Genomic DNA, 26,413 nt, shown 5'->3' with positions numbered 1-26,413 from the left:
TAAATAAGCCTAAAATGACAACTATAACAATAAATAAAACATTTAAAAATTCCTGCACCAAAGCTCTTTTGTTTGGGCTTCAATTGATTCTGTTTTTACTTGTGTCTGGTAATTCAGGATTTTGTCAGAACATTACCTTTAATAAGGTTTTCCCTCCAAACAGGGTTTCTTTCAGTCAACTCACCGATATCACTCAGAATAAAAACGGGACCATGTGGTTTGCGTCTAATATCGGATTATACAACTATAATGGTTATGAAATGATTTCGTACAAAAACAACCAGTTGGATCCAAATTCAATAGCTGGTGATATTTTGCGATCTGTTTGCACTGACAATGAAGGAAATATTTGGATTGCTGTTCAAGGGAAAGGTATAGATAAGTTTGATCCGGTTACCGGTATCTTTACGCATTACAAAACGGATCCCGATGATCCGGGGAGTCTAAGTTCAGATTGGGTGAATGTATTGTTGGTGGACCACGAAGGATTTCTCTGGATTGGTTCGGGGCAAGGATTGGAAAGGTATGACGTCTTAACTAATACATTTATTCATTACAAAAATAATCCGGATGATTCAACAAGCCTAAGTTATAACGAGGTAGTTGCTATTTATGAAGATCGTGAAGGAACTTTATGGATTGGAACCGGCTCTGTTTATGGTGCTGATCAAAATAATTTTGAGGCTGGCGGATTAAACAAATTGGATAAAGAAACAGGAACTTTCAGGCGTTTCAAGCATAATCCTGAAAATAAAAACAGCCTTATCAATAATAAAGTAAGCGCCATTTTTGAAGACAGCAAAGGCACCCTGTGGATAGGAACAGCAGGCGATGGCTTGCATACCATGGATAAGTCAGCAGATTTAATTACAAGGCATCAATATAATCCAAATCAACCCAATAAACTTAGTCGACCACCTCTTAATTCATCCAGTCCTAATGATCATATCAGATTTATCATTGAGGATGTTACCGGAGCAATTTGGATTGGAACTTCAGAAGCCGGGCTGAATTTTTATAATCCGACAACAAAAGAAATAACCCACTTCGAATCGGAGAACAATAGTCCGGGCGCCTTTACCGACCATACAACCTGGGCTGCCTATATTTCACGCGATGGGGTTCTGTGGATTAGTTCATTACTTGGTTCTTTATATCGTATTGATCCTCTGCAATCAGAAATTCCGCATATAGATTTGCCTGATCAGAATGTTCAAAGCTTTTATGAAGATAAAAATGGCACACTTTGGTGGGGTTCAGATAAAATTTATGTTTCCGGAATGGAAAATGAAAACCTTATTCAAAGAATTAACAGTGAATTTCATCAGGCTTCCAAAAACTATAACTATGTGAGAGTTATAAAAGAAGACAGTATGGGAAAAATTCTGATTGGAGGAGGTGGAGGATTGATCATATTAAATTTAATAACCAAAAAATACACACATTATGTGAATGATCCTGGCAATAATAATACACTCAGTAACAACAATATTATATCCATATCGGAAGACAGTAAAAATAACCTGTGGATTGGTACACTCAGTGGCTTAAACCGGTTGAATCCGGCAACGGGAGAGATAAAACGATATTTAGTGGATAATAATAACACAGACTTATTCGGTCCAAATTTTATACACGATGTTCAGTTGGACAACGAAGATAAAACATGGGTAGCATTAGGTTCTGGCCAGGGTTTATGTATGTTAAATGAAGCTAGCGGAGAATTTGAACAATATCAAAGCGCTTACATCGTAAATTGCCTTTTTAAAGATTCGGAAGGAATGCTTTGGGCAGGCACCAGTGATGGACTTTTTTATTTCGATTCAGCTAAAAAAGCATCTGTAAGATACACGGATTTAAATTCTTTAAATGAAATAACATCTGTTTCAAATATAATTGAAGACGATAATAATAATTTATGGATTAGTACAGGCTCAGGAATTATTAAAATAAACGCAAAACGCACTGAAACTATAAACTATGGAACAAATTATGGTGTTTATTCCGAAATGTTGAACCGGGATGCGACCTACAAAGACCGTTATGGCTTTTTGTATTTTGGCGATAAAAACGGATATTATAAATTTCTTCCGACAGAAATAACCACAAATTCAAGGCCTCCCCTGGTAGCTATTTCCGGTTTCCAAGTTTCAGATCAGGCAGAAAGTTCTGTTAGGAGTCAAAAAGAGGACACGTTATCGTTTTTAAACAAAATCAGTTTAAGTTACAACCAGAATACATTTTCTTTTGATTTTGCTGTTATCGATTATTCAAATCCGGTAGCAAATCAACATCTTTTTATGTTGGAAAACTATGATGATAACTGGCGAAAGGCAAATGCAGACAGACGGGCATACTATTTTAATATTCCACCGGGGAAATATACATTCCGGGTAAAAGGCGCAAATAGTTACGGTGTTTGGGCCGAAAAAGCAATTGATGTCATAATAAGTCCACCATGGTGGAAAACAATTTGGGCATATATCGTTTACGGATTTATTTTTATTTCCAGTGTATGGCTTATTCATAATTTCCAGCGCCAGCGTGTAATTCATGCTGAACGGGCAAGAACAGAACAAAAAGAACTGGAACAAGCCCGTGAAATTGAAAAGGCTTACAAAGAACTAAAAGCCACTCAATCCCAACTCATCCAGTCCGAAAAAATGGCCTCACTTGGCGAACTCACTGCCGGCATTGCCCACGAAATCCAAAACCCACTGAACTTCGTAAACAATTTTTCTGAATTAAGCAACGAATTGATTGAAGAGATAGAAGAAGAAAGAGCCAAAAATCCAGAATCCAGAGACGAGAATCTGGTATCCGAGGTTCTTTCCGACATTAAACAAAACCTCGAAAAAATAAACCACCACGGCAAACGTGCTGCTGATATTGTAAAAGGCATGTTGCAACACAGCCGCACAAGCAGTGGTGTAAAAGAACCAACCGATATCAACGCGCTGGCCGATGAATATTTACGGCTGGCTTACCACGGTTTGCGGGCGAAAGACAAATCATTTAATGCAGAATATAAACTGGAAGTAGATGAATCATTGCCCAAAATCAACGTTGTTCCCCAAGATATTGGAAGGGTCTTGCTGAATTTGATAAATAATGCGTTTTATGCGGCCCCCCTGCCCCCGCCAGCTGGCGGAGGTTTCAAAGACCCGAATTACGTTCATAAACCGATGGTCATAGTGAAGACTTCCTACCTCCCCCCTTCGGGGGGAACGAGGGGGGCTGTGACTGGGGGGGCTGTGTGTGTATCTGTATCTGACAATGGCCCCGGCATCCCCGCCTCTATCGTCGATAAAATATTCCAGCCCTTCTTCACCACCAAGCCCACCGGGCAGGGAACCGGATTGGGATTGAGTTTGAGTTACGATATTGTAAAAGCGCATGGAGGCAGTTTAACTATTAATTCAATTGAAGGTGAAGGAACAGAGTTTATTATTCAAATACCATTTAATTAATCTTGTAAATCATTTAATCCTGTAAACTATGGTTCAGACAAAATACGATAGCGCAAAGACAATCAACTTCTTTTTATTGTTTGCAATCTTTCAGTTTTTGGGCTGTAAGCAAGATACACCGCAGATTATATTTCAGGAACCTACACCATGGTTTGAAGCTGCAGCTTTGCCTGATACTTTGTTGCCGCCCGAGGTTATTCAATTAACCACTCCGCCAAAAATCATTCATAATATTGAAAAAAAGGTGGTTCCGCTGAAACACCCTTTTGGCGTGGGGCAACCGGTTGTTACAAATTATGGAGTTGCCGAGGGTTTACCCAGCAATGTTGTTGGTGTCCTTGCTATTGATAAGACTGGAAATCTTTGGGCGAGCGGCATGGACTTTCTAAGTAAGTTTGATGGTTCCACGTTTACCAACTACAGCATTACCAGTTTTTCGGGAAGCAATTCATACGTTAGTGAATTATTAGTCGATTCCAAAAACAATTTGTGGGTAGGCTGCTGGGATGTTTTGTACAAATTCAATGGTCAGTCTTTTACACATATTCCGTTGAGCGAGGATGATAGCAATTTTAGGATTTTTGGTTTTTTAGAAGATAAAAACGGCGCTGTATGGATTGGGAGCGAGAAAGGAATTTTCTGCATTTCCGGCGATTCAATTACCCGTTACGGAACCGAAGATGGATTGCCCGATATTCGTGTCTTTAATATCATCCTAAACAAAAATGGCCGTCCAATTGCAAGAACTGCAAGAGGAAATGTACTTTTTGAGGGTAAAAAATTTGAACCTTTTAACGAAATTCCGAAATCAGACGGAATTAATCCCTCACTTATAAAAACCGACAGTCAGGGCAATATTTGGTTGAGATATAGAAAAAACAATTTTGACCAATTGGGAAAATTTGATGGCGAAAAAGTAACAGTTTTCTCAAAAGATGATGGTTTGGATAACGATGGCTACATCAGGGAAGTATTTGAAGATAAATCGGGAAAAATATGGATAGCTGCTGACAACCAAATATTTAATTACGACGGCAAACGTTTCATGGAATTTCAGGCCGAAGAAACATTTTCCATGTCCCAGTCTTTTGTTGAAGACGATGCGGGAAATTTATGGATTTCCACAACAAACGGAATTTCAAGATTGAGTTTTAATTTTATGAACCATCTGGAAATTCCCCTGCCATCAACTTCAAAATATTCTTATATCAATGCTGTTTCTTTTGATGCGAATGGTCAAAAATGGGTGACTGGTTATGGTAATAATTTAATCCGGTACGACAGAGATGAGGCAACCGTTTACGACTTGTCCGCTTATCTTGGAGAACGGTTTATTTTCACTTTTTATCCCGACTCAAAAGGCTCCGTTTGGATGTGGACAGGCGGCCCTCCTGCCTTACCGCGTAAACTCATCCGGTTCGATGGGGAGAATTTTTTTGTTTATGGCTCCGAACCGGGATTGAAACTTCGGTTCATCAGAACAATAACAGAAGATAAAAAAGGAAATTTAGTGTTTATTGGCGATGGTGGTGTGGCATTATTCAATGAAAATACATTTACCTACCTGGGGAAAGAACAGGGTTTTCCGGAATATGCCACAAGTTTTTTTACCGATAGCAGGAATCGAAATTGGGTTGGTACCCGGGAAGAAGGTGTTTATGTGTTCTCCTCAGACAGTGTGCACGGGATGAATAAACAAAGCGGACTTCCGCACAATTATATCAACGAAATTACCGAGGATCCTTATGGAAACATCTGGCTGGCCACAGATGGAGGAGCAAGTAAATTCGATGGCACTAAACTGACCAACTTTGGCGAGGCTGAAGGAATAAGCAATCTTGTTGCTGGCATCACACCGGACACGATGCGCAATTTGTTGTGGTTTAGCACAATAAATGGCCTGGAAACGCTTCCGTTCGACGAAGTAAATTCACCAAATCCCGTTTTCAGCTTTTATTCACAGCGAAATGGTTTTGATGTTATTTCCAGTCATATTCAGCTAAATACAACTTATTTTAATTTTTTGGGAGTTTGGGGAACCAGTTACAACGGAATTTACCGGTTCGATGTTGACCAGGTACTAAATTTTAAGCCGCCTCATTTGTACCTGCGCAACATCAGGGTTGATAATCAAAATTTATTGTGGTCATTGTTGATGAAAGAAAATCCAGATAAGAAAGACAGTTTGACCTTACTTAATGAATCATTTCTAAAATTTGGAAAACCGGCAGATTCGGAAAAAACAAAAGAATTGATGGCAGGTTTTGGTCAGGTAAAATTTGACAGCCTGCAAAAAGGTTCCCTGATTCCCGAAAACCTCCGGCTTCCATATAACAACAACAGTATTACGTTCGAATTTGCTGCAATTTCGCCATCGTTTGGAAAATACACCCAATACCGTTATAAACTGGACGGATATGACAAAAACTGGAGTCCGTTCAGCACAAAAGATGAGGCCTATTTTGGTAACATGAGCGAAGGAAAATACACTTTTCATCTCGAGGCAAAGAGCGCTTATGGAACTTTAAGTACGCTGAACTACAGTTTTAAAGTTTTGCCTCCATGGTGGCGCACCTGGTGGGCTTATGCAACTTACGGTTTAATCCTGTTGTTTTTTATCCGAAAAATTCACCTTTACCAGAAAGCAAAAACCATTCGCAGGGAAAGGGAACGGTCGCAGCAAAAAGAACTGGAACAGGCCCGCGAAATCGAAAAAGCATACACCGAACTTAAATCCACCCAGGCCCAGTTAGTCCAGTCCGAAAAAATGGCTTCTCTCGGGGAACTCACTGCCGGCATCGCGCACGAAATACAGAATCCATTAAATTTTGTCAATAATTTTTCAGAAGTCAACAACGAATTGCTCGACGATTTGAAGATAGCGATTGCAAACAACGACCAGCAAGAAATTGAAGCCATTTTCAAAGATTTGAAGGAAAATGAAAACAAAATTTCCAACCACGGAAAACGCGCTGAATCCATCGTAAAAGGAATGTTGCTTCACAGCCGAGGCAGTAGCGGCAAAAAAGAACCTACCGATATTAATTCGTTGTGTGACGAATATGTGCGACTTGCTTACCACGGTTTCCGTGCCAAAGACAATTCGTTTAAGGCAGAATATAAACTGGAATTGGATGATACGCTGCCAAAAATTGAGGTTGTGCCGCAGGATTTCGGGCGGGTTTTGCTCAACCTGATTAACAATGCGTTTTATGCGGCCCCCCTACCCCCCGAAGGGGGGTTCAAAGACCCGAATTATGTGCATAAACCAATGGTAATTGTGAAGACTTCTTTCATCCCCCCCACGGAGGGAATGACCCGCCCGGATGACCCGGTCGGACGGGGGGGGGCTTGTTTCGTCTCGGTTAAAGATAATGGCCCCGGCATCCCCTCCTCCATCATCGACAAAATCTTCCAACCCTTTTTCACCACCAAACCAACCGGCCAGGGAACAGGTTTGGGACTGAGTTTGAGCTACGATATTGTGAAGGCGCATGGTGGGGAGTTAAAAGTGGAAAGTACAGAAGGTGAGGGAACAGAGTTTAAAATCCACTTACCCTTAAATAGTTGAAAACATGAATACAAAAAAGACGCAAATGCTAAACAAGGCATACGATGAATACATCAAACTGATGTTGTATGATTTCCCGGTTGAGAGAATCAGTGAAATAGTCGTTAATGATGTTACAGGTTACGGGACCACCGTGGATGAGAAGATTCTTGAATTAAACAGATTGAAAAAAATTGTCATCGACCAGAGGGAACAGGGTGTTGATCTTGATATGCAATTCAGTTTAATGCCGGTGAAACGCAGAATAAGCCCTGATGAAGATACCGCCATTTATATGGATGAATTTGAAATTTCGATGATAGTTAATGAAACAAAAAATGTTCTCTCAGTGCGACTTTCTTCGGTTTTTGAGTTTCGCGAAAATGGATGGAAACTGGTCCATTTGCACGGTTCTAAGGCAGTTGAAACAGAAGAAGATACCTGGCATTTAAGCGAATGGAAACAAAAAAATGAACAACTGCAAAAGCTGGTGGACGAAAAAACAGCTGAGCTAACAATACAAAACCGCGAATTGGAAATTGAAGCGGCTCTTGAAAGAGTTCGGGCCTGTTCAATGGGAATGAACAATAGTGAAGAACTGGTTGAAGTTGTTCGTCTTCTTGACAAGGAAATAGCCGGGTTGGGCATAGAAGTAAATGGTTCGCAAATAGTAACTGATTTTGCCAATTCTGAAAAAAGTGTAAATGTTTGGTATGCAAGAAAAGGACAAAATTATCTGGAAAAATTTCATATTCCGTATTTGGAACATCCCCTTACAAAAAGAGTTTATAATGCTTTGCAAAAAAATGTTGATTTTTATACTGAAAATTATTCAAAGGCTGAAAAAAACAATTATTTCAGGCTTTTGTTCAAATACTCCGATTTTGGAAAGATTCCTAAAGAAAGACAGGAATTTATATATCAATCACCTGCATTGATTAGAGCTGTTGTAGTTTCTAAAAATTCCTTTTTGGTTTTTCACCGTTATGAACTCAAGGAATTTACCAGGGAAGAAGAGGGAATTTTCAAACGATTCGGAAAAGTTTTTGAGCAGGCTTACACCCGCTTCCTCGATCTCCAAAAAGCAGAAGTACAAGCCCGGGAAGCACAGATTGAAGCGGCTTTGGAAAGGGTACGAAGCAAGGCAATGTCGATGCACAGTTCAGAAGATTTAAACGCCACCATTGGCACTTTTTACCGCGAACTGGAGCAGTTTAGCATCACACCCCGCAGATGCGGCGTGGGCCTGTTGCAAAAAAACCGGCTTGCCGAACTTTCTACCATGAACACCGTGGAACAGGGAAATTCCATTGAGATTATCGGGAAATTGAAAATGGAAGGACACTGGGTGCTGGACGGAGTTTATGACAACTGGTGCCTGCAAAAGGAATTTCACCCTGTATTACGTGGAAACGAAATAAAAGAGTACAATCAGATTTTAAAACCGCAAATGGATTTCCCTGAATATCCGAATGATTCTGTCCAGTTTGGTTACTTTTTTTTCTTTCCGGAAGGTGGCGTTTATGCCTGGACCGAAAAGGAAATGAAAGAGGATGAATTGAATATTTACCGCAAATTCACTACGGTACTGAGTCTCACCTACAAACGGTACAAAGATTTAAAAGATGCAGAAGCCAATGCACGCGAAGCAGTGAGGCGGGCTTCCCTTGACAGGGTCCGTGCCGAAATTGCTTCCATGCGGACAGTTGACGATCTTCAGCGAATCACCCCAATCATTTGGCACGAACTTACTGTTTTGGGTGTGCCTTTTTTACGTTGCGGTGTTTTTATCATGAACGAAGAAACTGAACAAATTCAGGTTTACCTTTCAACGCCCGACGGACATTCACTTGCCGCCCTCGATTTATCTTTTCATTCCAGCAAACTGGCGGTAAATACCGTTGACCACTGGCGCAGGGGAATTATTTTTAAATCACATTGGAACAAACAGGAGTTTATTGACTGGATGAAATCGATGATTGAACTGGGACAGGTACAGAACCAGGTAACTTACCAGGGAGCTTCCAAACCACCGGAATCGCTCGACCTGCATTTTGTTCCTTTTAAACAGGGAATGTTGTATGTGGGCAACACTACACCGCTGGAGCCTGAAGAACTGCAACTGGTAAAATCTTTGGCCGAATCATTTTCAATTGCATACGCCCGTTATGAAGATTTCAGGCAACTCGAAGAAGCTAAAAACCAAATTGAAAAAACGTTAACCGAACTTAAATCAACCCAGGACCAACTCATCCATGCAGAAAAAATGGCCAGTCTCGGCGAACTCACTGCCGGCATTGCCCACGAAATCCAGAATCCGCTCAACTTTGTAAATAATTTCAGTGAACTGAGTAAAGAGCTGATTGGCGAAATGAATGATGAGCTGGCAGTTGGCAATGTACAGTTGGCAAAGGAGATTGCAGGCGATGTTAAACAAAACCTCGACAAAATTAACCACCACGGCAATCGCGCCGCCGACATTGTAAAAGGAATGTTGCAACATTCTCGCACGAGTTCAGGGCAAAAAGAACCAACCGATATCAACGCTCTGGCAGATGAGTATTTACGTTTGAGTTTTCACGGTCTGCATGCAAAGGATAAAAGCTTTAACGCTGAGTTTAAAACCGATTTTGATCCTAATCTTCCAAAAATCAACGTCATCCCGCAGGATATTGGGAGGGTTTTGCTGAACCTGATTAACAATGCGTTTTATGCCGTAAATGAGCGGAGCAAAAAAGGAGAAGATGGATATAATCCAACCGTTTCAGTAAGCACCGCCAAAATTGGCGACAAACTGGAAGTTAAAGTTACAGACAACGGCAATGGAATACCTGAAAACATAAAAGATAAAATTTTCCAGCCATTTTTCACCACCAAACCCACCGGACAGGGAACCGGGTTGGGATTAAGTTTGAGTTACGATATTGTAAAAGCGCATGGCGGAGAAATACAAATTGACAGTGTTCAGGGTAAGGGCTCCGAATTTAAAATCATCCTGCCTTACAACAATCTGAAATAAACATTGACTGAAGCGTTTATTGTTGAGTGCTTTACACCTTTCGGAGGCATATGAAAATTGTATCGGTACATTGTTTTTTGTGTCACAAAGGTTCAAATCCCAAATATAATCCTTAACTTGTTTAAGGAAAAATCAAAAGTGCGTAAACTTCTAATAATATGTTATTTATGTACGTGCTGGATTTTTTGATTCGAAAACTAACCAAGAACTTGCATTATGTTGAATATCCTGTTGTTTTTGATGTTAAACATCAGCCCTGCAACCCAGTCTGACAGGCTGTTCGTTGCAAGTGACTCATTATTTGATAACAAAGGTATTATAGAACTTGGTGGACGGAACGGCTGGCGTTTTCATTCGGGTGATGACCTGAGCTGGGCCAATCCGGATTTTGACGACAGCAACTGGATATTTTACAGACCATCAGGCTTAACAGAACCTATTGCTGATTCCTTGTGGGATGGGTATGGCTGGTTTCGCTACCGGTTTGCTGCTGATTCCTCGGTTTATGCAATGACCACGCATTTGTTTTTTTATACATTAGGCTCGGCAGAGATTTATCTGGATGGCAAGCTGGTTCATAAGTATGGTGTATTTTCGACAGACCCTGAAAACGAAAAACATGTAAGGCCCCCAAATGAGTATTATTCTTTCGTGATTTTGCAACCTGGCGATTCACATGTTCTGGCTGTAAGGTTTTCGTATCACAAAGGACAACAATATAATAGACTGGTTAAAATGGATGCAGGCAGATTTGGGTTTAGTATCGCATTGACTACAGATTATGGGAAAAATATGACAAGTGCAAGGGCCAGAGATGCTATCCGGGAATTTTACATACTGGCTACGATGCTGTTGCTGGTTGTTTTGTTGCATTCACTTTTATTTCTTTTGTTTCCGGCTGACCGGTCAAACTTATACATTACCATATTGGCATTTTTGTTGTTTTTACATGTCATTGTAGGCTGGGGTGGCTTATTGTTTGAACTTGATATTCTGTATACGATGCTTTTTAAACGAATTCCATTCATCGTCTTAATTATGGCAGCCCTTTCGATGATTCCCTTTACAATAAGTTCCATGTTTAACCAGAAACCAAGACTTATTCACAAAATTTTGATTTGGCTGTTCCCGGTTTTGGCTTTGGCAAATTTCATTCTTTCAGGCCCTGATATAAACATCCCTATTGCATTTGTTTTAATATGCGGCATCCTGTTTTTGTCTTACCAAGTATTGATAAAGGCTTGGAGAAACAAACAAAAAGGTGTATGGATTATTGCAGGAGCATTTTCATGCCTGATTTTAAGTGGATTTACTTATATTTTTTATTCCAGATTTTCTCAAAATTACAGTATTGGTAGTTTCAGTTCGCTTTTATATTACTTGATTTACGGCTCCATTCCGCTTGGGCTTACAGCGTTTATGGCCAGCCGGTTCCGTGACCTTTACACGAACCTCGAGCAAAAAGTAAAAGAAAGAACCCGCGAACTGAATCAATCATTTGAAAATTTGCGAAGTACGCAAACACAGCTCATCCAATCCGAAAAACTGGCAAGTCTCGGTCAGCTCACCGCCGGAATTGCCCACGAGATTCAGAATCCGCTGAACTTTGTAAATAACTTCTCGGAAGTCAATTCTGAATTAATAGATGAAATGGATGAGGAAATTGAAAATGGGAATCTGGAACAAATAAAAGCAATTGCAAAAGACATCAAAGAAAACGGACAAAAAATCCACCATCACGGTAAACGGGCCGAATCCATTGTAAAAGGAATGTTGCTCCACAGCCGGGGAAGCAGCGGCCATAAAGAAACTGTGGATATCAATGCCCTGTGTGATGAATATTTGCGCCTGAGTTACCACGGTTTCCGGGCAAAAGACAAATCGTTCAATGCCGACTTCAAACTGGAAGCCGATGAATCGTTACCCAAAATCGAAGTGGTTCCTCAGGATATCGGGCGGGTGTTGCTGAACTTTATCAATAATGCTTTTTACGCCGTATCGAAAGAAGCCGAAACTTCGAAGAACGAAAATTACAAACCAACTGTGAAAGTTGTAACGAGTTATTCTCCGTCAGTTGACAGTGGCAAGGGTGGTGTCGAAATCCGCGTGCAGGACAACGGCCCCGGAATCCCTGAGCACATCAAAGATAAAATCTTCCAGCCCTTCTTCACAACGAAGCCAACCGGGCAAGGTACTGGTTTGGGGCTGAGTTTAGCTTATGATATTGTGAAAGCACACGGTGGAGAGATAAAGGTGGAAACTAAACCTGCACGTGCCGGTTCGGAAGGGGAAAGTGATGGCCTGCCCGGCGAACAGACGGGAACTGAATTTACAATCATATTGCCTGCATAAGCATGGTGAAATTATTATCGGAGTACGTTGAGAGTATTTTTTTTGTTTAAATTTAATAGTCTTAAAAATTCTACTTCGTAAGAATAGGAAGAAGAGAAATTTATAAAAAATAATTTTTCATTATAATTTTAAAAGATAATAGTATGGCAACAATTACAGTTTCTTATGATGGTGTGGAATTAATATTGTCTGATAACGGACATACTAATGCAAGTCGCAGTGAACAAATAATCTGGCATCCTGGTACTGGTGTTCATTCCATTACCAGTGTAACAAAAAAAACTTCTTCTCCCAAAACAACAGAAGAATTTTGGGCAAATCCTCCACAACAGAATGGAGTGAATTTTAAGGGGACAATTAATAGTTCGGCTGAAGGCGCATGGGATTATGATATAACTTGTAATGTTGGAACTCAACAAAATCCAGTTTTCAAATCTAAGGATCCAAGAATCCAGGTTTTTTCCAGGTAAATTTATTCAAATAATATTTCCATGTTGCTTAAAGGAAAAGTTTGTTTTTTGCTGATAAATTTTTTGTGTCTTATTTTTCCTGCTGTTTACAGCCAGGATCAAAAAGTGGCAGACAGCCTGAAGATCATTTATAATGAGGGTATGTTAAATGATACGGTCAGGTTAGAGCTACTTAGGCAATTATCCTTCCATGAGGTAAAGGATCTGAACTTGTCTTTAAAATATGCGGAGGAATTAATAAATCTGGCCCTAAAAACCGGAAATAATAAATATCTGCATAGCGGTTATTTTCAAAAAGGAAACAAAAAAAGATTATTTGGCGATTTGGAAGAAGCACTGCAAGCCTATATTAAAAGTGCAGAAATTGCCCGGTTAGACAAAAATGCGAAGGGTGAAGGCAGTGCCTATGGAGCCATTGCCGATATTTACTCTATTTCAAATAATCATCCCAATGCACGGCTTTATTATAGTAAAGGAATTGCTATACTAAGAGAATCAAATGACTCTATTGCTTTGGCATCATTAATTTTAAATGCCGGCGAAGATTTTATGAATAATCAAATTTACGATACTGCTTATATTTATTTCAAGGAATCGGGAATCATATTTGAAAAGCTCAATTACTTAATCGGGAAGGCATACAATATTGGTAATATAGGAATGGTTTACGCCAATACCGGAGAAAGCAATCTAGCTGAAAAGAATATCACAGAAGCTATTGAGATACTGGAAGAAATGGAAGACTATTATCCCATCTGTGTTTATCTTATTTCTTTGGCCGATATTTATATTGATAAAGGAGATGAACGTGCTGCATTAAATTATGCAATAAAAAGCCTGACACTTGCCCGGCAATATGGACTGAAAGAACAAATCCGGGATGCCAACCTGAAACTTTCAGAACTTTATGAACGATCCGGAGACCCTGCAGAATCTTATAAATACTACAAAAATTACATCATTTACAGAGACAGCATAAATAACATCAAAACAGTGCAGAGTATAGCTAATCTTCGCACTGATTTCGAGGTTTCTCAAAAGCAAATTGAAGTGGATCTGCTCAACCAGCAAAAACAGAATCAGCGATGGTTGTTAATAACCATTGCCGGTATTTTATTTTCAACATTTGTATTATTGTATATGTTCTACAGGAACATTAAAAACAAACAAAAGGCAAATGTCCTCCTTCAGGAACAAAAAAAGAAAGTAGAAACCACGCTTACCCATTTAAAAGCCACCCAGGCCCAACTTATTCAATCCGAAAAAATGGCTTCACTCGGTGAACTCACTGCCGGAATTGCCCATGAAATACAGAACCCGCTCAATTTTGTAAATAACTTCAGTGAAGTCAATACTGAATTAATTGATGAAGCATTGGATGAAAATGAAAAAGGAAATAATCCGGAAGTAAAATCAATTCTGAATGATTTGAAAGAGAATGAAAGCAAAATCATCCACCACGGAAAACGGGCCGAATCCATTGTAAAAGGCATGCTGCTCCACAGCCGGGGAAGCAGCGGGCATAAAGAACCAGTAGATATCAATACCTTGTGCGATGAATACCTTCGACTCTCCTACCACGGTTTTCGGGCAAAAGACAAATCGTTTAATGCAGAATTCAAAACTGACTTGGACCCCAATCTTTCCAAAATCAATGTTGTTCCGCAGGATATTGGCAGGGTTTTGCTGAATTTGATAAACAACGCGTTTTATGCGGTTGACAAGAGAGCCAAAGAATTGATCCCCCAACCCCCCGAAGGGGGGATCCAGAACGCCCAAACTAATTATATACCACTGGTAACTGTGAAGACTTCTTCCTACCTCCCCCCTTCGGGGGGACCGAGGGGGGCTTGTTTGATTTCCGTAAAAGACAACGGCCCCGGCATTCCTCCCGAAATCAAAGACAAAATCTTCCAGCCCTTCTTCACCACAAAACCCACTGGTCAAGGAACCGGATTGGGATTGAGTTTGAGTTACGATATTGTAAAAGCGCATGGTGGGGAGTTGAAAGTAGAAACGAAGGAGGGAGAAGGAACTGTGTTTACAGTGTTATTGCCTGCATAGTAATTGTGAATTTCCTATCCATTAAACGTTATACCTAGTAGCGTAATATCATCCGATTGCGGGGCGCCGTTTACAAAATCATTAACATCGGCAAAAGACTTTTTTATAATGGTTTCAACCGGGTGGTTCAGGTTTTCATGCAGAAAATTTTCGAATTTTTCTTCTCCGTAAGCTTTTTCATCCAGGTCAATAGCTTCAACAACACCATCCGTATAAAGCAAAAGCTGGTCGCCTTGTTTCAGGTGTAACTTTTTCGAGTTGAAGCTAAAATCATCCAAAACCCCAAGCGCCAGGCCATCCGTCATTTCAACCTTTTTTATTCCATTTGATGAGAGAATATAGGGAGGATTGTGCCCGGCGTTCACATAGTCAACTTCGCCGGTTTGTGTGTTCAGAATTCCGTAAAACACAGTAACAAACATCGATGAAACACTCTCTTTGCAGAGGAGATTATTTACATAGCGTAAACATTCACCCACCGAATCGCCTTTAAGCCCGGTAGCGCGAATCAGGGTGCGGCTGACAGCCATAAAAATAGCCGCCGAAATTCCCTTGCCCGAAACATCGCCAATTACAAATCCAAGGCGATTTTTATCAATCAGGAAAAAATCGTAGAAATCGCCTCCCACTTCATTTGCCGGAACCATAGAGGCATAAATATCAAAATTTGGTTCGTGGGGAAATGGCGGAAATTTTTTGGGCAGAATGGCCTGCTGAATTTCACGCGAAATATTGAGGTCGTGTTGTATCGAAACCAGTTGATCGTGTTCGGTCAGCCAGCGTCGGACAGAAATAATTTCTCCAATAGTTTTTTTGATGGTTATTTCCAGATCGTCAAAATTTACCGGCTTGGTAATAAAATCGAAAGCGCCGCGGTTCATGGCAGTCCGTATATTGTCCATATCGCCGTATGCAGAAACCATAACCGTTTTCAATCCCGGATTATTTAAATCTTTTAACTTGTTAAGCAACGTAAGCCCGTCCATTTCCGGCATATTAATATCGGAAAGCACAATGCCAATTTCAGGGAATTCCATAATTTTTTCAAGTGCCTCCAAACCATTCGAAGCAAATTCAAAATCAAACGTATTTTCACGAATATGGCGACGGAATTTCTGCCGGATCATCGGCTCCATATCGGTTTCGTCATCCACTACAAGTATTTTTACTGCGGTTTGTAAAGATTGGCTCATGAGAAAAATTTATTTTTCATTTCAGATTTTTAGTAACCTCTTGTTATTTCCCTCGTATCTGGAAAACAACTTTACTTTATGTTTGTTTAAAAACAAACTAAATAATAAGTACTTAAAAGAATTATTTTGTAAATTTGGTAACATGTTACTTTTTGAAATAATTTCTTCAAATGGTTCAATGACGTTTTTTAATTGAAATATGACTTAAAACACAATAAGTATTTTCATACCGGTTTTAATCATAAAAACAGGATATAATGTACAAAAAATAATCATCTAAAAAAAACAACTGCAAATGAAAAATCTATTTACAAAACATTTTCTGCTTTTTGGTATGATGCTGATTCTGGTTTCAGCATGTAATTTTTCTTCAAAAACAAAAGAAAAAAAGGGTACTACTTCAAGTGGGCAAGAGGCTTATGTTGAAGTTGAAACTTTCGATGCTGTAAAAATCAAGGATCAAATTGTGGAAACGATTCGCCAAATGCCCAGCGAAAAAGAAATTGTTGATTTGTTGAATGAAGCCGGTGCTTCCTATATTTTCGATTTAACGGTTCCGTCTGAACAGGGTGAAAAGATGATGACCAAAGCTGATCAAAGTTTCGGGCTAGGCCTTTATTCATTCGATTTACTTTATGCCAGCGTGTATAACCGCGGAGATGTAGTGGCTGAAATAACAGATGTTTCCGAGCAACTTATCGATAATCTCGGCCTCAGGGAAGAACTTATTTCTTCCAAAAATTACCTGGGAAGAATTAAACAAAATGCTGGCAACAAAGATTCACTCGACTACCTTGTGACCCAGGATATGAATCACTTCCACCAGCAAATGGCAGAAGGCGACCAGCCTGATGTGTATGCGCTGTCGGTTATCGGTTCCAATGTAGAGGCTTTGTATGTTTTAAGCCAGACTACCTTATTGGCCAGTAACAATGCAAAAATGCTCCAGATTATGAACCAGCAAACCGAAAGGGTAAAGCTGGTATTTACATTACTCGAATTGATGTCGGGTGATGATAACATTAAACCTTATTACGAACAGTTTAAACCTGTTGTCACCATTTTCGAAGAGAACCAGAACATTACAGAAACTGAACTGGCCGAAATCGGTCCTTTAATGGAGGCGGTTAGAAAAAGCATATTGAAATAACTATTAATGAAAGGTGATTGTCTCAAAGTAAAGTTTCAATCATGTTTGTCATGTTGAGCGTAGTCGAAAAATCTGTTTTTTCAGTTGAATAGTTTTTTCGACTACGCTCAGAATGAACGCAACGAAGACTTTTGAGTTCACCTTTTTATTTCCTTTTTAACAGATACCTTATGAACGAGATTACATTAAATGCCTTAATTAATTTATTTGCATTATTCTCGGCCATAAGCGAATCGAAAAAAGAGGAAGCCATCCGGAATTTCTCATTATACCTCCACCAGCACTTTGGCATTTCCGATGATAATGATTACCTGAAACTTTTTGAAGAGCTGCTCGATTTATACGGAGTAAACGGCGAACCGGTCATTGCTGTTGATATGGTTCAGGAGGCCTATAATATCAGTACAAACATCAGAAGCTGGCTCAAAAAAGATGAGCAGATTATGGTTTTTTTGCGGTTTCTGGAGCTGGTGAAAAGCGGAAATCTCTCAAAAGCTGAACTGCTTTTTGAAACCCTTGCAGAGGTTTTTGAAATCAGTAAAAAGGAAGTCGATAAATTTTTTGCGTTTATATTTTACAGTTCACCCGAGCAGGTAGATGATCCCGATTTTTTACTCATTAACAGGAATGAAAATCCCGGAAAACACAGGTTCAGACATATTTATGAAAAGAAAATCGACGGCGAAATACTTTTTTTACGCTGTTCATTAATCGGGCACTATATTTTTATTTTTCATGGGAACGAATACCTTACCATTGAAGGAAACCCTGTAATACCTGACCGTTTTTACGCTTTTAAGGAAGGAAGCATAATCCGGGGACCTCGGATTTCACCGGTTTACTTTACTGATATTGCTTCCGGTTTTATTGATCAAAGCCAAACTCCGTCATTTGTTTTTTCAGGCGATGAAATTGAGTTTAAATTCAAAAAAAGCAAAAACGGCCTGCACCTGTTTTCCTTCGCAGAACATTCAGGTCAGCTTATTGCCATAATGGGTGGCAGCGGAGTGGGAAAGTCAACTTTGCTCAATATCCTGAATGGAAATATTCCGGTGCAGCACGGCAAAATAAAAATTAACCAGGTTGAATTATTTGATCAAAAAAATGAGATTGAAGGCTTAATAGGGTACGTACCACAGGATGATTTGCTGTTTGAAGATCTTACGGTTTGGGAAAATCTGTATTACAATGCCTCACTTTGTTTCGACCAACTTCCGCAATCCGCCATTGAAGAGAAAGTGGAAAAGGTGTTGCATGAGCTTGAACTTCATTCGTTTAAGGATTTAAAAGTTGGAAGTCCGTTAAAAAAAGTGATTAGCGGAGGCCAGCGAAAAAGGTTGAATGTAGCGCTGGAACTAATCAGGGAACCGGCAATTCTTTTTGTGGATGAACCCACCTCCGGATTGTCGTCAACCGATTCGGAAAAGGTGGTGTTGTTGCTAAAACAGCAGGCGCGAAAAGGCAAATTGATTATCGTAAATATTCATCAGCCTTCATCAGCTATTTTTAAACTGTTCGACAAGTTGTGGATTCTGGACACGGGAGGCCGGCCAATTTATACAGGAAATCCGCTCGACGCCATCATCTATTTTAAAAGAGAGGTGAACCATGTGAATGCCGAAGTTTGCGAGTGCCTGCTTTGTGGAAATGTAAACCCCGAGCAGGTACTTGAAATTGTGGAAACCAAAAAAATAGATAACTCAGGAAACTTTCTGCCCGAACGCCGCTTTACACCTGAGTACTGGTATAGCGAATACCGAAAAAAAACAAAGGTGAAAAAAGAAGATATTACCGAAACGTCTTCTCTTTTGCCTCCAACCGATTCAAAAAAACCAGGGCTTGCGAAACAATTCAGTATTTTTTTCGAAAGGAATTTGAGAATAAAAACCGCCGACCGCCAATACCTTTTCATCAACCTGCTCGAGGCCCCGGTTCTTGCCCTGATTGTTGGATGGTTCACCCGTTTTTCTGAAGGAAACGAATACATCTTTTTCGAAAATAAAAGCCTCATTTCTTACCTGTTCATGGCTATTGTTGTGATTCTGTTTATGGGAATGAGCGTAAGCGCCGAGGAAATTATTAAAGACCGCAAAATACTGCAGCGCGAATCGTTTCTGAACCTGAGCCGGTTCAGTTACCTGAATTCCAAAATTCTGTTCCTGGTTCTCCTTTCGGCTTTTCAGTCGTTCATTTTCGTTTTCATCGGAAATCTGATTCTTGGAATCCACGGAATGACGCTGGCTTACTGGCTCATTCTTTTTTCTGTGGCAGTATTTGCAAACCTTTTGGGATTGAACATTTCAGCAGCATTCGATTCGGTTGTGGCCATCTACATTCTGATTCCGCTTTTGCTGATTCCGCAAATTTTGCTTTGCGGGGTAATTGTGAAGTTCGATGATTTACAAAGTAAAACCGTTGCCAAAGATGCAGTGCCTTTTGCCGGGGAAATCATGGCCTCGCGGTGGGCTTTCGAAGCGCTTGCCGTGGAACAATACAAGGAAAACAGGTACATGGCCCGCTTTTTCGACATGGAAAAGGAAATGGCGCAGGCCAGTTTTCGTTCCGATATTCTGACCACCGAATTGATTGGGCAGGTTGACCTTGTGGATGGTTGGGAAAGACAGGACAGACCCGCAGATGAAATTTCACAGAAACTGTTCATCCTGAAAAATGAAATTGAAAAATTGGACGAAGAAAAAGTACTGCCTGAATTTCAGTTTACAGAAAGCCTGGCACCCGGAAAATTTAATTCCGAAATTGCTGAGCTTTCAAAAACGCACCTGAGCCAACTGAAAGATTTTCACAAAAACCGTTATCAGGAAATCAAGGCGGAGAAAGACAGGTTGATTAACCGGTTGAACAGAGAAAACGGCGATGAGTTTCTTTACAACCAGAAAATGAAATATCACAACAAATCGCTGGAAGTACTGGTGCGCAATTCTGAAACAAAAGAGTTTTTCCGCGAAACGCCTGAGGGCTATATGCAAAAAATTGCACCCATTTACAAGGACCCCGATTTCTCAAACGGAAGAGCACATTTCCTGGCTTCCGAAAAAAACCTGTTTGGTATTACATTGGGCACCTTTGTTTTTAACCTGGGAATTTTATGGTTAATGGTTGCTTTTTTATACATTGCTCTTTATTACAACTGGTTGCGGAAATTGTTGGGAGTTTCAGGTCAGTTTAAACATTTTAAAAGTTTCTTAAAAAATGGGAAACCAAAAAATTAAACAGTTCGTTATTGAGAACCAGATAAAAGAAATCTCATTTTTGGCTGAAAAAATTGAAAAAATTGCCGAAGAGTGGGACTTATCACCCACACTGGCCATGAACTTGAACCTGGTGATTGAGGAGGCGGTTTCCAACATTATTTTTTATGCATTTCCCGACAAAGCTAAACACGAAATCAAGATATCAGTGTCGATAGACAAACAAATACTTACGATTATAATTACTGACGACGGTATTCCGTTCAATCCTTTAAAACACGAACAGCCCGACATTAATTTGCCTGCTGAAGAAAGGCCCGTTGGCGGGCTCGGAATTTTTCTGATGTCGCAGATTATGGATGAAATGGAGTACAACAGGAAAAAAAATGAAAACATATTGACGTTAAAAAAAAGTATTTAAAATGAATATTAAAAAAGAAAAAATAGGAGATTTTACCGTCCTGAAAATTAAGGGAAGAATTGATACTGTGCACTCAACAATTTTGGAAGAAGAGGTTAACCAGCTTTTTGAAAACGGTGAAAAGAATCTGATTTTCAACTGCGGGGGAATGAATTACATCAGCAGTTCCGGGTTGAGGGTATTCCTGGTTGCACAAAAAAAAGCCATGGCGCTAAAAGGTAAACTTTTACTGAGCAACATGCAGCCTGCCATTCAGGAAATTTTCAGAATATCAGGGTTTTCGAATTTATTCAAAATTTTCGAAACCCAGGAAGCAGCCCTTGAAAATGAACGAAATTGAATAGAATAAAATGAAACTTTCTTTGATTCCTTTCATCCTTAGCTTTTTGCTGTCGCAGCGATTATTTCGTTTTTCGAAAATAAACAACCACAAACAGTGGGAAAAATGGTTCGGCTATGCCCGGTTTTTTACAATGTTCCTTTTTGCAGCCGAAGTTATTCTTTCGGCTTCAGGCACTACCCGGTGGATATGGCATATTTTTCTGGTGTCTTTGCTTCTTTTTACTTTTCAACAAAAAGAATTACGGACACTGCGAATGTTTCTGCTGGCATTTGCACCTTATGTTGCCGTTTCCATATTGAGAGATTTTACCCAGGTTATTTTAACGAATTTTTATAACCGGTGGGAAAATTATTTCGAAAATGCAGTAATGCTTTCGGTTATCTGGCTGGCAGCCATTTTGTTCAGCCAGTACAGACAGAACAAGGCAGCCGAAAAAGAACGTTTAAAAAGGCAGAAAGAAGATGAAATTAACAGGGCCATTGCCATTCGAAAGGTTGAACTGGAAGGCCTGGTTGCCGAACGCACGACTGAAATTACCAAACAAAAAGAGGAACTGGTAAAAGCACTCGAAGAACTGAAAGCTACTCAGGGCCAGTTAATTCAATCCGAAAAAATGGCATCGCTCGGTGAGCTGACTGCCGGCATTGCACACGAAATTCAAAACCCGCTGAACTTCGTAAATAATTTTTCTGAAGTTAGCAGCGAATTGCTGGATGAAATGAAAGAGGAGCTGGAAGCAGGACATACCGGTGAAGTTGTTGCACTTGCAGGCGATATAAAACAAAATCTTGAAAAAATCATTCACCACGGAAAACGGGCCGACGGCATCGTTAAGGCCATGCTTCAGCACAGTAGAAGCAGCACCGGGGTTAAAGAGCCCACTGATATTAATGTGCTGGCTGATGAATATTTACGATTGGCCTACCATGGTTTAAGGGCAAAAGACAAATCGTTTAATGCTGCCCTGAAAACCGATTTCGATGATTCACTCGGAAAAATAAATGTTGTACCTCAGGAAATGGGTAGGGTAATCCTGAATTTACTCACCAACGCTTTTTATGCAGTTAGCGAAAAGAAAAAACAGTTGGAAAAAAATATTCCGGTTGAAGGAAGTCAAACAGAACCTGAATCCTACAATCCAACCGTTTTGATTTCCACAAAAAAACTGAAAGGGAAAGTGGAAATAAAAGTCAGTGACAACGGAAATGGCATTCCAAAGGCAGCAATGGAAAAAATATTTCAGCCGTTTTTTACCACCAAACCCAGCGGAAAAGGCACCGGCCTGGGATTAAGCATGAGCTACGAAATAGTTACAAAAGCGCATGAAGGCGAACTGAAGGTGGAAAACAACGAAGGCGAAGGTGCAACATTTACTATCATTTTACCGGTTAAATAAAAACATTTACAATGAAGATATTGGTTGTTGACGACGAAAGAGATATTCAAACACTGTTTGAACAGCGTTTCCGAAGGGAAATCAGAAGCGGCGAATTTAGTTTTGATTTTGCTTTTTCGGGCGAAGAAGCATTGAAATACCTGGAGAGCAGAAAACAGGAAGCCGTTCTGATTCTTTCGGATATAAACATGCCTGGCATGAGTGGACTTGAATTATTGAAAAACATCAAGGAAAAATATGAAAAACCACCGCCGGTTGTTATGATGATTACAGCTTATGGCGATAAAGAAAATTACAACCAGGCTATGCAACTTGGCGCCGACGATTTTTTAACCAAACCCGTTGATTTTACAACGCTAAAGGAAAAGTTGAAATCAAGGATTCTTTGATAATCATATAGAAACAAATTCATTCTGTTCGTAATTATTTCCAAAAAACGTAACTTATTCAGCAAATAAAAATTTCAATCTCAATAGGATAGTTTTTCAATAAAACTTTACAGCTATGAACAAAAAATTATGCACCGTTATTTTCGTTTTTCTTTTGACAGGATTCATCAGTTTTGCTCAGCAAAATCCACTATGGTTAAGGTATCCGGCCATTTCGCCTGACGGAACAACGATTCTTTTTAACTACAAGGGCGATATTTATAAAGTTCCCTCAGACGGAGGAACTGCCATTCCGGTTACAATTAGCGACGGCTATGAATTTTCTCCGGTTTGGAGCAACGATGGGGAGAAAATCGCATTTGCATCCGACCGGTTTGGGAATTTCGATGTTTTTGTGATGCCCGCTGCGGGTGGCGAGGCAACACGGTTAACGTTTCATTCAACCAACGAAAAACCAAGCAGTTTTACCAATGACGATACTGAAATTGTTTTTGCGGCACTTCGACAGGATCTGCACACAAATGTCCAGTTTCCAACCGGTGTTATGCCCGAACTTTACAGCGTTCCGGTAACCGGGGGCAGGGTAAATCAAATTCTGACTTCGCCTGCTCACGATGCTACATTTAGCCCCGATGGGACCAAACTCATTTTTCACGACCAGAAAGGGTATGAAAGTGAATGGAGAAAACACCACACATCCGCCGTAACAAGGGACATTTGGGTTTATGACATGGAAAATAAATCATACCAGCAATTGTCTGATTTTGAAGGGGAAGACCGTAATCCGGTTTTTGCTGATAACGACAAATTCTACTATTTAACCGAAGAAAGTGGTTCTTTCAATGTACATCAAAGCTCTTTAAGTCATCCGGGTGAAAATGTGGCCGTCACCAGTTTCAAAAACCATCCGGTGCGGTTTCTCACCAAATCAAAAAATAATACGCTGTGTTTTAGCTACGATGGAGAGATTTATACCATGAGGGAAGGTGAACAGCCTGAAAAAGTTGAAATTCAAATGGGCTACGACGGCAGGGGTGACTTACACAAACCGGTTCCGGTAAGTAATTTTACTGAGGCCAGATTATCGCCCAACGGAAAAGAATTTGCCTATGTTTTTCGGGGTGAAATTTTTGTGAGCAGCATTGAACACGGCACCACAAAACGAATTACCAACACAGCACGCCAGGAAAGAAGTGTCAGTTTCAGCCCCGACGGTAAATCGCTGATTTACTCAGCCGAAACCGACAGCAGTTGGAACATTTACACCAAATCGCTCGTTCGCGAAGAAGAACCTTACTTTTTCATGTCAACCATTCTGAAAGACGAAACTGTAACAGCCACCGCTGCCGAGGAATTTCAGCCTGAATATTCGCCTGACGGAAAAGAGGTGGCTTACCTCGAAAACAGGACAACACTAAAAGTCCTTAATCTTGAAACAAAAAACTCACGGGTTGTTTTGGCACCGGAGCATAATTATTCATATTCCGACGGCGATCAATATTTCACCTGGTCGCCCGACAGCAAATGGCTGCTGGTGAGTTTTGGCCCGAAGGAGAATATTTTTCAACGGGAGGTTGGTTTAGTTAGCGCTTCCGGCGACGGTGAAATTAAAAACCTCACCCAAAGTGGGTACATTGAAGTTGGTCCGAAATGGGTAATGGACGGAAAAATGATGATTTACGGCTCTACCCGCCAGGGAAATAAATCGGAACAGGGAAGAACAAGTAGCGGGGATGTGTTTGGGCTCTTTTTTACACAGGAGGCTTTTGACGAATTCAACTTAACCAAAGAAGAAGCTGAGTTGGCCAAAGAACTGAAGGAAAAAGAAAAAGAAGATACCGATAAAGATGCTGATACAGAGAAGGATAAAAAAGACAAAAAGAAAAAAGAAGAAGCTGAAAAAGAAGAAGAGAAAGTTGAAGATTTAAAATTTGACTGGGAAAACATAGAGGACCGGAAAAAGCAACTAACCGTGCACACATCGGACCTGAACGACTGGCTGTTGTCGGAAGAAGGCGACAAGCTTTACTATTTAACCAGTTTCGAAGAGAAAAACAATCTTTGGGTTACCGATTTAAAAACGAAAGAAACCAAACTTTTTTCCAAAATTAATGCCGGCCGCACTTCCATGGAGCTTTCTGATGACGGCAAATTCATTTTTGTTCTGGCCGATGGAAAACCCATGAAGGTTGATGTTGCTGACGGGAAAAATACGCCCATCAAAACTTCGGGGGAAATGGTGCTGCAAACCGACCGCGAACGTTCCTATATTTTTGAGCACTGCTGGAGGCAGGTTCGTGAGAAATTTTATGTGGAAGATTTGCAGGGAGTTGACTGGGATTTCTACTATTCAGAATACAAAAAATTCCTTGCTCACATTAACAACAATTACGATTACGCTGAATTTTTAAGTGAAATGCTTGGAGAACTCAATGCTTCGCATACCGGTGGAAGATATGGTCACCGGGCAGAAGGAGGCGACCAGACTACTTCTCTGGGTTTGCTTTTCGACTACAATCACAAATCCAACGGGTTGAAAATAGCCGAAGTACTGAAAAAAGGGCCTGCTGACCGGGCAGCTTCAAAAATAAAAGCCGGACATATTCTTGAAAAAATTGATGGGGATGAACTTTCGTTGTCGGTCGATTTTTACCAGTTTTTAAACCGGAAAGAAAAGAAAAATGTGTTGCTTGATTTGTATAACCCTGAAACGCAGGAGCGCTGGCAGGAGGTAATCAAGCCTGTTTCGCTCGGCGAAGAAAACCAGCTTTTGTACGAACGCTGGGTGGAATCGCGAAGAGATGAAGTGGAAAAGCTTTCGGACGGACGACTCGGGTATGTGCATGTTCGTGGTATGAACGATGCCAGTATGAGAACGGTTTACGAAGAAGCGCTGGGAAAACACATTTCGGCAGAAGCGCTTGTAGTTGACACCCGTTTCAACGGCGGAGGAAACCTGCACGACGTACTTTCTGATTTTCTGAATGGCAAAAAATACATGGACATTATTCCACATGGGCAGTACATTGGTTCACAGCCTTCCGACCGCTGGACAAAACCATCCATTGTCGTAATGGGCGAAAGCAATTATTCTGATGCCCATCTGTTTCCGGTGGCTTATAAAATTAAAAACGTGGGCAAAAACCTCGGAATGCCTGTGCCCGGCACCGGAACGTTTGTTTGGTGGGAAACCCAGATTGACCCGACCATTGTATTCGGAATTCCCATGGGCGGCTGGAAACCTCTGGATGGTCCTTTTTTGGAAAATAACCAGTTGGAACCGGATATCCGCGTGATGAACGAACCCGATAAAATGGCTGTCGGCAGAGACCAGCAAATTGAAGAAGCCGTGAAAGAGTTGTTGAAATAAGTGCGGCAGTATCTGTA

At 40.4% G+C, this 26,413-nt stretch carries 14 protein-coding genes; 13 read left to right on the top strand and 1 reads right to left on the bottom strand.

Going from position 1 to position 26,413, the window contains the following annotated elements; translation table 11 throughout:
* Positions 1 to 14 precede the first annotated feature (14 nt).
* From ACESMA_RS00640 to ACESMA_RS00615, 6 genes are all read left to right on the top strand, one after another.
* Positions 15 to 3,470, top strand: a complete 3,456-nt coding sequence (locus tag ACESMA_RS00640) for a two-component regulator propeller domain-containing protein (RefSeq protein WP_372946806.1) — start codon at positions 15 to 17, stop codon at positions 3,468 to 3,470.
* Between the two features lie 28 nt (positions 3,471 to 3,498).
* A complete protein-coding gene (locus tag ACESMA_RS00635; protein ID WP_372946805.1) occupies positions 3,499 to 7,041 on the top strand; it encodes a two-component regulator propeller domain-containing protein in 3,543 nt (1,180 codons plus the stop codon).
* 4 nt (positions 7,042 to 7,045) lie between these two features.
* A complete protein-coding gene (locus tag ACESMA_RS00630; protein WP_372946804.1) occupies positions 7,046 to 10,039 on the top strand; it encodes an ATP-binding protein in 2,994 nt (997 codons plus the stop codon).
* A 216-nt stretch (positions 10,040 to 10,255) separates the two neighbouring features.
* Entirely contained in the window at positions 10,256 to 12,391 is a 2,136-nt protein-coding gene (locus ACESMA_RS00625; RefSeq protein WP_372946803.1) for an ATP-binding protein, read from the top strand.
* Between the two features lie 143 nt (positions 12,392 to 12,534).
* The gene (locus ACESMA_RS00620; protein ID WP_372946802.1) at positions 12,535 to 12,861 is read left to right on the top strand and encodes a hypothetical protein; all 327 of its coding nucleotides are present in this window, start codon (positions 12,535 to 12,537) and stop codon (positions 12,859 to 12,861) included.
* Positions 12,862 to 13,071: 210 nt separating this feature from the next.
* On the top strand, positions 13,072 to 14,925 hold the full coding sequence (locus tag ACESMA_RS00615) for an ATP-binding protein (RefSeq protein ID WP_372946801.1): 1,854 nt from the start codon (positions 13,072 to 13,074) through the stop codon (positions 14,923 to 14,925).
* Between the two features lie 14 nt (positions 14,926 to 14,939).
* Here the strand turns inward: ACESMA_RS00615 and ACESMA_RS00610 are convergent, their stop codons facing one another.
* On the bottom strand, positions 14,940 to 16,118 hold the full coding sequence (locus ACESMA_RS00610) for a SpoIIE family protein phosphatase (protein ID WP_372946800.1): 1,179 nt from the start codon (positions 16,116 to 16,118) through the stop codon (positions 14,940 to 14,942).
* Between the two features lie 295 nt (positions 16,119 to 16,413).
* Between ACESMA_RS00610 and ACESMA_RS00605 the strand changes: the two genes are divergently transcribed.
* The 7 genes from ACESMA_RS00605 to ACESMA_RS00575 all read left to right on the top strand — a co-directional run bounded on the left by ACESMA_RS00605 (position 16,414) and on the right by ACESMA_RS00575 (position 26,396).
* The gene (locus tag ACESMA_RS00605) at positions 16,414 to 17,268 is read left to right on the top strand and encodes a hypothetical protein (RefSeq protein WP_372946799.1); all 855 of its coding nucleotides are present in this window, start codon (positions 16,414 to 16,416) and stop codon (positions 17,266 to 17,268) included.
* Between the two features lie 170 nt (positions 17,269 to 17,438).
* Entirely contained in the window at positions 17,439 to 20,498 is a 3,060-nt protein-coding gene (locus tag ACESMA_RS00600; protein WP_372946798.1) for an ATP-binding cassette domain-containing protein, read from the top strand.
* Complete coding sequence (locus ACESMA_RS00595) at positions 20,479 to 20,898, top strand: ATP-binding protein (protein ID WP_372946797.1); 420 nt, start codon at positions 20,479 to 20,481, stop codon at positions 20,896 to 20,898. The genes ACESMA_RS00600 and ACESMA_RS00595 overlap by 20 nt, the downstream gene beginning before the upstream one ends.
* A gap of 1 nt (position 20,899) precedes the next feature.
* Positions 20,900 to 21,238 (top strand): STAS domain-containing protein, encoded by a 339-nt coding sequence (locus tag ACESMA_RS00590; protein WP_372946796.1) that lies wholly within the window; start codon positions 20,900 to 20,902, stop codon positions 21,236 to 21,238.
* Between the two features lie 10 nt (positions 21,239 to 21,248).
* Positions 21,249 to 22,637 carry a sensor histidine kinase gene (locus ACESMA_RS00585; RefSeq protein WP_372946795.1) on the top strand — a complete coding sequence of 463 codons (1,389 nt, stop codon included), beginning with the start codon at positions 21,249 to 21,251 and terminating at the stop codon, positions 22,635 to 22,637.
* An 11-nt stretch (positions 22,638 to 22,648) separates the two neighbouring features.
* On the top strand, positions 22,649 to 23,026 hold the full coding sequence (locus ACESMA_RS00580; RefSeq protein ID WP_372946794.1) for a response regulator: 378 nt from the start codon (positions 22,649 to 22,651) through the stop codon (positions 23,024 to 23,026).
* A 115-nt stretch (positions 23,027 to 23,141) separates the two neighbouring features.
* Entirely contained in the window at positions 23,142 to 26,396 is a 3,255-nt protein-coding gene (locus tag ACESMA_RS00575) for a S41 family peptidase (RefSeq protein ID WP_372946793.1), read from the top strand.
* Positions 26,397 to 26,413 lie beyond the last annotated feature (17 nt).

The organism is Mariniphaga sp. (assembly GCF_041687215.1).
Classification (GTDB): Bacteria; Bacteroidota; Bacteroidia; order Bacteroidales; family Prolixibacteraceae; genus Mariniphaga.
Note: the sequence above shows the minus strand (reverse complement) of the source record. Positions and strands in the feature narration are given on the sequence as shown.